This window comes from Bradyrhizobium arachidis (genome assembly GCF_015291705.1).
Taxonomy (GTDB): Bacteria; Pseudomonadota; Alphaproteobacteria; order Rhizobiales; family Xanthobacteraceae; genus Bradyrhizobium; species Bradyrhizobium arachidis.
In genome coordinates this window covers 4,606,545-4,618,607 of record NZ_CP030050.1, presented here as the reverse complement: position 1 = coordinate 4,618,607, position 12,063 = coordinate 4,606,545, and the positions used below count along the sequence as shown (strand labels likewise).

15 protein-coding genes are annotated in these 12,063 nt (G+C 62.6%); 4 read left to right on the top strand and 11 right to left on the bottom strand.

The window, feature by feature from the left end:
* Positions 1-64: 64 nt before the first annotated feature.
* The 6 genes from WN72_RS21275 to WN72_RS21250 form a co-directional block, all read right to left on the bottom strand.
* Positions 65-709, bottom strand: a complete 645-nt coding sequence (locus WN72_RS21275; RefSeq protein ID WP_092216684.1) for a DUF47 domain-containing protein — start codon at positions 707-709, stop codon at positions 65-67.
* Positions 710-863: 154 nt separating this feature from the next.
* Positions 864-1,832: a branched-chain amino acid ABC transporter permease gene (locus WN72_RS21270; protein ID WP_092216685.1), complete on the bottom strand. Its 969-nt coding sequence runs from the start codon at positions 1,830-1,832 to the stop codon at positions 864-866.
* Between the two features lies 1 nt (position 1,833).
* The gene (locus WN72_RS21265) at positions 1,834-2,697 is read right to left on the bottom strand and encodes a branched-chain amino acid ABC transporter permease (protein ID WP_027557529.1); all 864 of its coding nucleotides are present in this window, start codon (positions 2,695-2,697) and stop codon (positions 1,834-1,836) included.
* A gap of 74 nt (positions 2,698-2,771) precedes the next feature.
* The gene (locus WN72_RS21260) at positions 2,772-3,995 is read right to left on the bottom strand and encodes an ABC transporter substrate-binding protein (protein WP_027557528.1); all 1,224 of its coding nucleotides are present in this window, start codon (positions 3,993-3,995) and stop codon (positions 2,772-2,774) included.
* 113 nt (positions 3,996-4,108) lie between these two features.
* Positions 4,109-4,855, bottom strand: coding sequence for an ABC transporter ATP-binding protein (locus WN72_RS21255; protein ID WP_027557527.1), 747 nt, complete (start codon positions 4,853-4,855; stop codon positions 4,109-4,111).
* Positions 4,848-5,603 (bottom strand): ABC transporter ATP-binding protein, encoded by a 756-nt coding sequence (locus tag WN72_RS21250; protein WP_027557526.1) that lies wholly within the window; start codon positions 5,601-5,603, stop codon positions 4,848-4,850. The genes WN72_RS21255 and WN72_RS21250 overlap by 8 nt, the downstream gene beginning before the upstream one ends.
* Positions 5,604-5,922: 319 nt before the next feature.
* On the opposite strand from WN72_RS21250, the gene WN72_RS21245 reads away from it, so the two are divergent.
* A complete protein-coding gene (locus tag WN72_RS21245; protein ID WP_027557525.1) occupies positions 5,923-6,597 on the top strand; it encodes a hypothetical protein in 675 nt (224 codons plus the stop codon).
* Positions 6,598-6,621: 24 nt separating this feature from the next.
* On the opposite strand, the gene WN72_RS21240 is transcribed toward WN72_RS21245, so the two are convergent.
* The gene (locus tag WN72_RS21240) at positions 6,622-6,975 is read right to left on the bottom strand and encodes an ArsC family reductase (RefSeq protein WP_092216687.1); all 354 of its coding nucleotides are present in this window, start codon (positions 6,973-6,975) and stop codon (positions 6,622-6,624) included.
* Between the two features lie 103 nt (positions 6,976-7,078).
* Here WN72_RS21240 and WN72_RS21235 point away from each other — a divergent pair, with 103 nt between their 5' ends.
* From WN72_RS21235 to WN72_RS21225, 3 genes are all read left to right on the top strand, one after another.
* Positions 7,079-7,450, top strand: coding sequence for a tRNA-binding protein (locus WN72_RS21235; RefSeq protein ID WP_027557523.1), 372 nt, complete (start codon positions 7,079-7,081; stop codon positions 7,448-7,450).
* A 206-nt stretch (positions 7,451-7,656) separates the two neighbouring features.
* Positions 7,657-8,289: a TetR/AcrR family transcriptional regulator gene (locus WN72_RS21230; protein ID WP_092216688.1), complete on the top strand. Its 633-nt coding sequence runs from the start codon at positions 7,657-7,659 to the stop codon at positions 8,287-8,289.
* Positions 8,290-8,292: 3 nt separating this feature from the next.
* Positions 8,293-9,075 carry a sulfite exporter TauE/SafE family protein gene (locus tag WN72_RS21225; protein ID WP_092216689.1) on the top strand — a complete coding sequence of 261 codons (783 nt, stop codon included), beginning with the start codon at positions 8,293-8,295 and terminating at the stop codon, positions 9,073-9,075.
* A 2-nt stretch (positions 9,076-9,077) separates the two neighbouring features.
* On the opposite strand, the gene WN72_RS21220 is transcribed toward WN72_RS21225, so the two are convergent.
* The 4 genes from WN72_RS21220 to WN72_RS21205 form a co-directional block, all read right to left on the bottom strand.
* Complete coding sequence (locus tag WN72_RS21220; protein WP_027557520.1) at positions 9,078-9,782, bottom strand: glutathione S-transferase family protein; 705 nt, start codon at positions 9,780-9,782, stop codon at positions 9,078-9,080.
* Between the two features lie 80 nt (positions 9,783-9,862).
* A complete protein-coding gene (locus tag WN72_RS21215; RefSeq protein ID WP_167336515.1) occupies positions 9,863-10,006 on the bottom strand; it encodes a hypothetical protein in 144 nt (47 codons plus the stop codon).
* A 118-nt stretch (positions 10,007-10,124) separates the two neighbouring features.
* A complete protein-coding gene (locus WN72_RS21210) occupies positions 10,125-10,790 on the bottom strand; it encodes a DUF429 domain-containing protein (protein WP_027557519.1) in 666 nt (221 codons plus the stop codon).
* A gap of 22 nt (positions 10,791-10,812) precedes the next feature.
* Positions 10,813-11,997 (bottom strand): serine hydrolase domain-containing protein, encoded by a 1,185-nt coding sequence (locus WN72_RS21205; RefSeq protein WP_027557518.1) that lies wholly within the window; start codon positions 11,995-11,997, stop codon positions 10,813-10,815.
* Positions 11,998-12,063 lie beyond the last annotated feature (66 nt).

Genomic DNA, 12,063 nt, shown 5'->3' with positions numbered 1-12,063 from the left:
CCCTGCCTTACTCTTCGCGCATGATCTGAGCGGAAAACCGCTGCACACTTTTCCGGATCATGCGCTAGACCTGCTCGATGACGATGCTGTTGATCTCGTTCGCGACGTCGTCGAAGCGATCGGCCACCTTTTCGAGGTGGTCGTAGATCTCGACGCCGACGATGAAATCCATCGCGCTGCCATCGCGATGCTTGAGGAACAATTCCTTCAGCCCGATGTCGTGGAGGTCATCGACGCGCCCCTCGAGCTTCGTCAGCTCCTCCGTGATGGCGGTCAGCATCGCGACGTTCGGCCCGATCGATTGCAACAGCGGCAGTGCGCGTCCGACCAGATTGGCGCATTCGATCAGAAGCCCGCCGATCTCGCGCATCGGCGGCTCGAAGGCGCGGACCTCAAACAGCATCACCGCCTTTGCGGTCTGCTGCATCTGGTCGATGGCGTCGTCCATCGAGGTGATGAGGTTCTTGATGTCGCCGCGATCGAACGGCGTGATGAACGTGCGTCGCACCGCCGTCAGCACCTCGCGGGTAACGTTGTCGGCCTCGTTCTCGAACTGGCTGACCCGCTGGCAATAGACCGGCGTCTCCTCGCCGCCATTGAGCACGCCCTGGAGCGCAAACGCGCCCTGAATCACAGTCTGGGCATGGCGGTCGAACAGTTCGAAAAAGCGCTCTTCCCTGGGAAGCAGAGCGCGAAACCAACGCATCATGGGGTCGCTACCGGCTCGAAATGGCCCGGCCCGAACGAGCCGTCACAAAACTGTCATAGACCATTTCGACGCCGCGCGCGTGTCTTCTCACGCCCGCGGCGCCGGATCATCCACCGCTTTAGCGTACCAATGAAATTGATGCGATATCAATGATTTAGAGCGAGCGCCGGAAGTAATGGGCGATTTCGCCAATGACGCCGCGGCGGAAGGTGAGCACGCAGATCACGAAGATCGAGCCCTGAATCACTGTCACCCACTGGCCGAAGCCCGCCAGGTATTGCTGCATGGCGATGATCGCGAAGGCACCAACCACCGGGCCGAAGATGGTGCCGAGACCGCCGACCAGCGTCATCAGCACGACTTCGCCCGACATCGACCAGTGCACGTCCGTGAGCGAGGCGTTCTGGGCCACGAACACCTTCAGCGATCCGGCAAAGCCCGCCAGCGTCCCGGACAGCACGAACGCCAGGAACTTGTACTGGTCGGTGCGATAGCCGAGCGAGATCGCGCGCGGCTCGTTCTCGCGGATCGACTTCAGCACCTCGCCGAATGGCGAGTTGATGATGCGGTAGATCAGCAGGAAGCCGGCGAGGAAGCCGACCAGCACAACGTAATAGAGCACCGTCGGCTTCGACAGATCGAGCACGCCGAACATGCGTCCCTGCGGAATGCCCTGGATGCCGTCCTCACCATGGGTGAACGGCGCCTGGAGATAGATGAAGTACAAGAGCTGCGACAGCGCCAGCGTGATCATCGAGAAGTAGATGCCCTGGCGGCGGATCGAGATGTATCCGGTAATGATCGAGAGCCCGAACGCCGCCGCGATACCGACGAGGATGCCGAGCTCCGGCGGCAGCGCCCACACCTTCAGTGCATGCGCGCTGCAATACCCGGCCGTGCCCAGAAACATCGCGTGTCCGAACGACAGCAGTCCGCCGTAGCCGATCAGCAGGTTGAAGGCGCAGGCCAGCAGCGCGAAGCACAGCGCCTGCATCACGAAGAACGGATAGACCCCTGTGAAGGGCACCGACGCCAGCAGCAGCGCCATCACCACGAAGACGATCATCTCGTCGCGCACCGCGCGCGGGGTTACCGAAAGCGTGTCGTCCGTCAAGGCTGTCATCTCAGGCCGCCCTTCCCGTCAATCCCGTTGGCTTCACCAAGAGCACCAGCACCATCAGCACGAACACGACGGTGTTGGAGGCCTCGGGGTAGAAATATTTGGTCAGGCCCTCGATCACACCGAGCGCGAAGCCCGTGATGATGGAGCCCATGATCGATCCCATGCCGCCGATCACGACCACCGCGAACACCACGATGATGAGGTCGGCGCCCATCAGCGGCCGCACCTGGTTGATCGGCGCCGAAAGCACGCCGGCGAGCGCGGCAAGGCCGACGCCGAGACCGTAGGTCAGCGTGATCATGCGCGGCACGTTGATGCCGAAGGCGCGCACCAGCGTCGGATTCTCGGTGGCGGCGCGCAGGTAAGCGCCGAGCCGCGTCTTCTCGATCAGGAACCAGGTGGCCAGACACACCACCAGCGAGAAGATGACCACCCAGCCGCGATAGACGGGCAAGAACATGAAGCCGAGATTCATGCCGCCCTTGAGCTGGTCCGGAATGGCGTAAGGCAGGCCGGAGGAGCCGAAATAGTTCTGGAACACGCCCTGCACGATCAGCGCGATGCCGAAGGTCAGGAGCAGGCCGTAGAGGTGATCGAGCCCGGTCAGCCATTGCAGCATGGTCCGTTCCAGGATCATGCCGAAGATGCCGACGATGATGGGGGCCAGCAGCAAGGCCCACCAGTAATTGATGCCGCCGAGGTTGAGCAGGAAGTAGGCGACGAAGGCGCCCATCATGTAGAGCGCGCCATGGGCGAAATTGATGATGTTGAGCATGCCGAAGATCACGGCAAGCCCGAGACTGAGCAGCGCGTAGAACGAGCCGTTGATCAGTCCCACCAGTAGCTGAGCGTAAAGAGCCTGCATCGATCCCGCACCCGGTCCCTTCGGCGTTCCCCTGAAAGTCGCCCGCAGGCCATTAAGGCCTGCGGGCCGTTATCTTACTTCTTCAACAGCGCGCACTTGCTCTCGGAGAGCGGCGTGAAGGCCTGGTCGCCCGGCACCGTGCCGACGAGCTTGTAGAAGTCCCACGGTCCCTTGGATTCGGAGGGCTTCTTCACCTCGAACAGATAGGCGTTGTGGATGGTGCGGCCATTGGGCTGGATCTCGCCCTTGCCGAACAGATCGTCCTCGGTCGGCATCGACTTCATCTTCTCGACGACCTTGACGCCGTCATGCGAATTGCCGCCGAGCGCTTCCAGCGCCTTGAGGTAGTGGCGCACGCCCGCATAGACGCCCGCCTGCACCATGGTCGGCGGAGCGTTGTTCTTCATCTTGTCGGCGAACCGCTTGGAGAAGGCACGGGTCTTGTCGTCCATGTCCCAATAGAAGGTCTCGGTGAAGTTGAGGCCCTGCGCAGTCTCGAGGCCGATCGCCTTGACGTCGGTGAGGAACAACAGCAGCGCCGCGAGCTTCTGGCCGCCCTTGACGATGCCGAATTCGGCCGCCTGCTTGATCGAGTTGGTGGTGTCGCCGCCGGCATTGGCAAGGCCGATGATCTTGGCCTTGGAGGCTTGGGCCTGGAGCAGGAAGGACGAGAAGTCCGGCGTGTTCAGCGGATGCTTGACGCCGCCGACGACCTTGCCGCCGTTGGCGGTGATGACGGCGGTGGTGTCGCGCTCGAGCGCTGCGCCGAACGCGTAGTCGGCGGTCAGGAAGAACCAGGTGTCGCCACCGGCCTTCACCAGCGCCTGGCCCGTGGTGTGGGCCAGCATGTAGGTGTCGTAGGTCCAGTGCACGGTGTTGGGCGAGCACTGCGCGTTGGTGAGGTCGGAGGTCGCAGCACCCGAGTTGATGTAGACGCCGTTCTTCTCCTTGACGACGTTGTTGACGGCGAGCGCCACGCCTGAATTCGGCACGTCGACGATGACGTCGACCTTGTCGACGTCGAACCACTGCCGCGCGATCGCGGTGCCGATGTCGGGCTTGTTCTGGTGATCGCCGGAGATGATGTCGATCTTCCAGCCCTTCGCCGCAAGACCAGAATCTTCAACGGCCATCTGCGCGGCGAGCGTCGAGCCGGGACCGCCGAGATCGGCATAGAGGCCCGACTGATCGGACAGCGCGCCGATCTTGACGGTCTTGTCCTGCGCAAATGCGACGCCTGTTGCGGCGAAGGTGAGCGCGGTGGTCAGCAGCAATGACGCAATCGACCTGGTCTTCATGCAACGTTCCTTTTGAATTTTTCTCGTTGGCCGTTCTTCGGTTTGAGCACGATCTCTTCGGAAAACCGCTACACACTTTGTGCTAACGCGGCTCTCCCCATCCTGATCATGCTCTAGACACCGAGATAGGTGTGGAGCTTGTCCATGTTGGCGGCAAGCTCCGAATTGGAAAATCCGTCAATGATCTTGCCGTGTTCGACCACGTAGTAGCGGTCGGCGACGGTGGAGGCGAAGCGGAAGTTTTGCTCGACGAGGAGGATCGTAAACCCCTCCTTCTTGAGCCGCGCAATGGTGTGACCGATCTGCTGGATGATGACGGGCGCAAGACCTTCCGTCGGCTCGTCCAGCATCAGGAAGCTCGCGCCGGTGCGCAGGATGCGCGCGATCGCGAGCATCTGCTGCTCGCCGCCGGACAGCTTGGTGCCCTGGCTGTTCAGCCGCTCCTTCAGGTTCGGAAACAGATCGAATATCTGCTCGAGCGGCAGTCCGCCGGCGCGGACCACCGGCGGCAGCAACAAATTCTCCCGCACGTCGAGGCTGGAGAATATCCCCCGCTCTTCCGGACAGAACGCGATGCCCATGCGGGCGATCTTGTCGGAGGTCGCGCGGATGATGTCCTGGTTGTTGAATTTGATCGAGCCGGCGCGCTTGCCGATGATGCCCATGATCGACTTCAGCGTGGTGGTCTTGCCGGCGCCGTTGCGCCCGAGCAGGGTGACCACCTCGCCGGCATTCACGTCGAAGTTGATCCCGTGCAGGATGTGGGACTCGCCGTACCAGGCTTCGAGGTTGCGGACCTGGAGGATGTTGCCGCCGGTTGCGGCCTTTGCCGGAGCTTCGGCCATCGCAGTCTCAGGCATGACCGGCTCCCAGATAGGCTTCCTTGACGCGCTCGTCCTTGGTGAGCTCGGCATAATGGCCCTGCGCCAGTACCTGCCCGCGCGTCAGCACGGTGATGATGTCGGAAAGGTTGGCGACGACGCTCAAATTATGCTCGACCATCAGGATGGTGTATTTCGCGGAGATGCGCTTGATCAGCGCCGCGATCTTGTCGATGTCCTCGTGGCCCATGCCGGCCATCGGCTCGTCCAGCAACATCATCTCGGGGTCGAGCGCGAGCGTGGTTGCGATCTCAAGTGCGCGCTTGCGCCCATAGGGCATCTCGACCGCGGGCGTATTGGCAAACTCGCTGAGGCCGACATCGTTCAACAGCTCGCGGGCGCGGTCGTTGAAGCGGTTGAGCACGGACTTCGAGCGCCAGAAATCGAACGAGGAGCCGTGCTGGCGCTGGAGCGCGACTCGGACGTTCTCCAGTGCGGTGAGATGCGGAAATACCGCCGAGATCTGGAACGAACGAACGAGGCCCATGCGGGCCACGTCGGCCGGCGCCATCGCGGTGATGTCCTGGCCCTTGTACAGGATTTTCCCGGCAGACGGTTTCAGGAACTTGGTCAAAAGATTGAAGCACGTCGTCTTGCCGGCACCGTTCGGGCCGATCAGCGCGTGAATGCTCCCACGGCGGACTTTGAGCGCAACATCGCGGACGGCGAAGAAGCCCGCGAACTCCTTGGTCAAGCCTTCCGTTTCGAGAATGAACTCATCGGCCAAACAGATTTCCCCCTGCCCGCACGACGCGCTGGTCGCGCGTGGCTGTCCTTGTTTACTTCGGCTTTCCGGAGGCCTTGGAGCCTGTCCCGGAACGCCGCCTCCGGGCGCGGAATATGCCGGAGGTGACGGGGGTTAGTCAAGGCGGAAAGCTGAGCAGATCAGGCCTCCGGCTAAGATACAAATGCTCCCTTAGTCGGAGATGTTTTGATGCCGCCTGCCCGGCCTCCCGGTTCGCGAAAGCTCCGGTCATCAAGCCGTCGTTAACGGTCTTTCGTTCCCCGCGCCAGCCTTCATAGAAAATTTTCCCGCAACATGGATCATGTGCGGGCTTTTACATGCCGGGAATATTGTTTTGGATTTCTCAAGTGCTGCTCCCTCCGTCGTCAAGTCGATCCGGCAGCGTGATCTCCTGAACACGTGGCTGCGACTTTATGCGCGCGAGCAGATGGTGCCGGCAATCTGGGAGTATCAGCCGGCCAGACTCGAGGACGAGCTGTCCGATCTCATCTATTACACGGTGGACAGCTCAGCTCCGACGCCGCGGCTGACCATCCAGAGCGAAGGCACTCGCATCTCGCGCGCCTACGGACATACCGGCAAGGGCGTTCTGCTCGACGACTATATCGGGCCACGACTCGTGCCGTTCGTGATGCCGATCTATTACGAATGCGTCGCGCGCGGACTTCCGGTCTACAGCGTTGCCGATGTCGACGACATCTACGGCCGCGTCGTAGCCTATGAGCGCCTGCTGCTGCCGTTCCAGACCGACGGCAAGATCTGCCACGTCATCGCCTCGCTCAAGACCTTCTGCGAGGACGGCGGCTTCGAGATCAAGAATCTGATGCGCGGAAATGACGCGCTGCCACGCCCGAAGCTGCGCGCGGTGATCGACTGCGACCTGTTTCATCGTGCCCCCGGCCGCATCGCGGCGGCCGACGTGGTCGAGTTCGTCGATCAGCCCGGCGTCACCACCGAGATCATCGAGCTGAACTGACGCCCAGAGAGATCGGGCGTCGACCTATTTGGTCTTGACGTCCTTGGCATAGATGTCCGGCTTGAAGCCGACCAGCAGCTTGCCGCCGATCTCCAGCACCGGCCGCTTGATCATCGATGGTTGCGCTAGCATCAACGCCAGCGCCTTCTTCTCGGTGAGGCCTTCCTTGTCGGAATCGGGCAACTTCTTGAAAGTCGTGCCGGCGCGATTGAGCAGCGTCTCCCAGCCGACCTTGTCGCTCCACTGCTTGAGCTTGTCCTTCTCGACGCCCACCATCTTGTAGTCATGGAATTCATACGCGACGCCGTGGGTATCGAGCCAGGCGCGCGCCTTCTTCATGGTGTCGCAGTTCTTGATGCCATAGATGATGTTGGGCAAGACGTCCCCCGCGCATGCGTCGTATCGTGACCACGGCGTTGTACGAAACTCCGCGTCGCGCCACAATATTGCGAACGACGCCAACTCGCCCAACGGACATCCTATGCACGTCACCCACGATTCCGCAGCGGCCGCCTCGCCGACCATCGACTTCAACAGCTTCCTCGCGGTCGACATCCGTGTCGGCACCATCGTCGACGCAAAGCCGTTCCCGGAGGCGCGCAAGCCGGCCTTTCGGCTGTGGATCGATTTCGGACCTGTGATTGGCGTGCGCAAGAGCTCGGCGCAGATCACCGAAAACCACCCGCTCGAGACGCTGGTCGGACAACAGGTCGCAGCCGTCGTCAATTTCCCGCCGCGCCAGATCGGGCCGGTCGTCTCCGAAGTGCTGACGCTCGGTTTCCCTGATGCCGACGGCAAGGTGGTGCTGGTGCAGCCGAGCAAGCCAGTGCCGAACGGCGGGCGGCTGTTTTAGCAGCCGGGCCAGGTCGTCGACTCTCCGCGTTCGCAACCGAATAATCCTCCTCTTTTCCCGGCTCTGGCGGGTCGGACTTGACCAAAATGCAGCTTGGCAATAAAGATGACTGATCGATCGTTTTTTTATTTTGATCGACCTTTTTTGGATCAAACCCCGCCGACAGCTAAAACGATCGATCAGTCAGTTATTTACGGACGGTCAAGATGCCCAAGATCAGCGACAAGCAGCGCGAAGGCCGGCGGCAGCAGATTCTGGAGGCTGCCCTCGCCTGCTTCGCCGAGGACGGTTTCCACCAGACCGGCATGGCCGACATCGTGAAGCGGTCGGGGCTGAGCCACGGCGCGGTCTATCTCTACTTCCAGAGCAAGGACGATCTGATCGAGGCGCTGGCCGACGACCGGCATCGCCGCGAGGCCGTTCTCAACTCTGTCGCGCAAGGATCGGGCGATCCGATCGAGGGCCTGCGCGCGCTGGTGCGCGTCTACGCGCAATGGCTCACCGACCCTGCCGGCGAAGCGCGGCGACGCGTCGGCATCCATGGCTGGGCCGAAGCGCTGCGCAACCGCCGCGTCCGTATCAGCGTCGTCGAAGGCATCGACATGCCGCGTGCCCTGATCGTGGCACTGGTCGAACGCGGCCAGCACGACGGGCTGATCAAGCGCGATCTCGGCGCCGACGCGATCGCGCGTGTGCTGATCGCAATCTTCCAGGGCTTTGTGCTGCAGAAGTGCTGGGGCGAGGATTTTGACGTCGAGGCCTGCATGGCGGCCGTTGCTGGCGTGATCGATGGCTTCCGCACCACGAAGCCGGACGTGAAGCGACGGACCAGAGCATGACCGATGTCCTGGATTCATGAACTCCTCGCCGGCGCCGGCGTCGGTCTGGTCGCAGGGTTGGCATCGGGCTTCACCGGCACGAGCCCGGGTGGCGGCCTCGTGATCTTCTCCGTGCTGCTGCTCGGGGCCGAGCAACACGTTGCCCAGGGCACATCGCTGATCACGCAAATCCCCCCAACCGGCCTCGCCGGCGCGCGCCGCTACTGGCAGAGCGGCAATCGCAGTCCGCTGCAATGGATCATTTGGATCGGCGCTGGATTTCTGGTCGGCGGCGTGGGCGGCGGCTATGCCGCGGCGTCGGTTTCGGACTCTGTTCTGCAATGGACTTACGTGGTCTATCTCGTCGCGTTGATCGCGCTTTTGATCCTGCGCCGCGAGCGCAAGGACGACGGCATCAAGGCCGGTGACGGCAATGAACTGCCCTGGCTGCCACTGCTCCTCATCGGCATGCTCGCCGGATTTTCCTCCGGCTTCATGGGCATCGGCGGCGGGCTCGCGATCACCGTCGGCCTCGCCGCGGGCCTGCGCGTGTCGCAACATCAGGCGCAACTTGTCAGCCTGATTTTCTCGGTGATCCCGACCAACATTCCGGCAGCCTGGATCTACTGGAGCAAAGGGCTGATGGTCGGCTGGCCGGCCATCATCGGCATCGTTGCCGGCCTGTGGATCGGCACCGACCTCGGCGCGCGCATGGCCAACGGCGTCAGCAAATCGGCGCTGCGCCGGGCCATGATCGCCCTCGTCTCGCTGATGGCGCTCTACATGGCGTACAAGGCGCTGAGCTGACCTCACGGCCGCTTCGGAATGTTCAGCCCGCGCTGCACCGCCGGGCGCGCCAGCCCGCGTTCAAGCCAGGCGCCGACCGACTTGAATTGATTGAACTCGACGAGATCGCCGGCGCCGTAAAAGCCGATGAGATTGCGCACCCAGCCCAGCATGGAGATGTCGGCGATGGTGTAATCATCGTCCATGAACCACTGCCGGCCGGAGAGATGCGTCTCCATCACGTCAAGCAGACGCTTGGCCTCGCTGACGTAACGATCGCGCGGTCGCTTGTCCTCAAAATCCTTGCCGGCGAATTTGTGGAAGAAGCCGACTTGGCCGAACATCGGCCCGATGCCGCCCATCTGAAAATGCACCCACTGAATGGTCTGGTAGCGGCGCGCGGCGTCCTGCGGCAGCAGCTTGCCGGTCTTCTCCGCGAGATATTGCAGGATGGCACCGGACTCGAACAGCGGCAGCGGCCTGCCGCCGGGGCCATTGGGATCGAGGATCGCCGGGATCTTGCCGTTCGGATTGAGCGAGAGAAACTCCGCCGTCTTCTGGTCGTCCTTGCCGAAGTCGACGAGATGCACCTCGTATGGCAGCCCAATCTCCTCCAGCATGATCGAGACCTTGACGCCGTTCGGCGTCGGCAGCGAATAGAGCTGGAGCAGCTCGGGATGCTCGGCCGGCCAGCGCTTGGTGATGGGAAAGGCGGACAGATCGGACATCGGGACCCCGGCTGCGTTCGTGAGACGCCGCCTAATCTAGGCGAGACGGCGAACGGCGCAAGGCCGGGCAGTTGGCCGGATCATAATGGTCGGAGCAAATGGCTGGTTGCGTACACCACGTCGTGCTGCGCGCGCCGCTCGATGAAGAGCTGCCCGGTGACGAGAAGCGCCCCGGTGAAGACGAGCGCGAGCATCGCGGTCGCGAATTGACTGGCATCATTCATCGCGAGGAATTCTCCATAATCGGTTCGCACAGGGAACGCGGTCCGACCACAGACAGTTCCTATATGCGTCAAATAAATTGCCGCTTTTTCCCGATCGATGGCCGTGCCGCGAGGCGTCTCAATAATTGATCTCCATCCGCAACCCGCGCGGATCGACCTCCTCGCCACCCACACGCTGCGTGCTGTCGCGTGCCGCGACCGCACAGGCGCAGGCGTCGATCAGATCGTCACGGCCGATGCCGGTGCCATGCCGCTGCGTCAGCCATTTTGGCAGGCGGGTGAAGCCGCGTTGCGCCAGGAGCGCGATGCGTTGCTCGCGGCCTTCCGCAGATGTCTTCCTGGCAAGCCGCACGCGGCCAGCGAGATTCCAGAAAATCAATTCCGGATGCGCTTCGCCGATCGCCGCCTGCCGCGCCGGCGTGATGATCGCATCGACGTCCCTGATCTTGTCCCTGATGTTCCAGAGCTGCGCCGACACACCCCTGCCCTTGCCCTCATGCTCCCAGTAGTGGCGATTGGCCGTCGCCATGTCGGGAAACGTCCAGAGGTCACGGCGCGCGCCGAGAAACACGGCGGGGCCAACGAGCTCGCGTGCGCGCAAATCGCAGGCCCGGTAGCCGCTCGGCTTCAATCCGATCGGCATGTCGATCATCGCGCGCGCATGCGGCATCGCGAGCAACCGCGTCAGACCGGGTGAGTAATCGAAGCCGTGCTCGCCGCGCTCGTCGATCCAGGCTGCGACCCAGCCAAAGCGAAACCCGTCGAGGCCGAGATAGTTGGACACGTCATACCGAATGAATTCGCGGTCAGCCTCCGACGGCCTGATAGGCCAGGCGCTTGAATTCGAAGAAGAACGGATTCCAGAAACCCATGTAGCGCTGGGCCATCAGCACGCCGGCGGTGTTGGCCTCCGGGCAGATCCACCAATGAGTGCCGGCGAGGCCGCCCCATTGGAATTCGCCAACGGAATTTGGCGGATCAAAGGGCGTCGGCGCGAAGGTGACAGCGCCGCCGAGACCAAAGCCCTTGCCGGGGATCGGCCCGAGATTGGCAAAGCGGATGGTCTGCCCCGATGGCAACTGGTTCGTCATCATGAGCCGCAGCGTGTCGGGCTTGAGCAGCGCATCCGAGCCCGGCAGCAGCGCGCGGACCAGCGCCAGCATGTCAGGCAAGGTCGAGACCAGACCACCGCCGCCCGACAGCCGCGGGAACGGCTGCCGATAGGCCTGCGGGTAAGGCAGATTGTCGGCCCGCGTCAGGCCCGGCTTCATGGGATCGAGCACGTCGGCGCCGTTGTAGAGCGCCACCAGCCTGCCCTGCTGCGCCTCCGGCACATGGAAGCCGGTATCGGTCATGCCCAGGGCATCGAAAATGCGCGCCTTAAGGAAGGCATCGAGGGATTTGCCCGACACCACCTCCACGACGCGGCCGAGCACGTCGGTCGCCACCGAATATTCCCAACCAGCGCCGGGATGATAGGACAGCGGCAGATCGGCGAGCTTGTCGATCATGTCGGCGAGCGGCGTCAGCGGATTGAGCACGCGCGCTTCGTTATAGCCCTTGAACAGCACCGTACCGGGATCGAAGATGCCGTAGCTGAGGCCGGAGGTATGGGTCAGAAGCTGGCGGATCGTGATCGGACTTTTTGCCGGCTCGACATCGGCAAGGCTCGTCGCGCCCTGCTTGAGCACCTTGCGGTTGCCAAGCTGCGGCAGGCATTTCTCGATCGGGTCATCGAGCCCGATGCGGCCTTCCTCGACCAGCAGCATGATCGCGCAGGTGACGAAGATCTTGGTGTTGGAAAACGCACGGAAGATGTGGTCGGGACGCAACACAGTGTTCGCCTCGCGATCGGCGAAGCCGACGCACTGCTGGTCGACGACCTCCCGGCCGCGCAGCACCGCCCAGGATACTCCGGGAATGATCTCCTGATCGACGTAGCGCTGCATCGCAGTCCGCGCGGCGGAAAAATCGGGTGTCCTGGCGTCCATGTGTCCCCCCAATGATGGTTGGGGATGGATATAGCGCGCTTTCGCTGGAAATGAAGACCGCCCCTG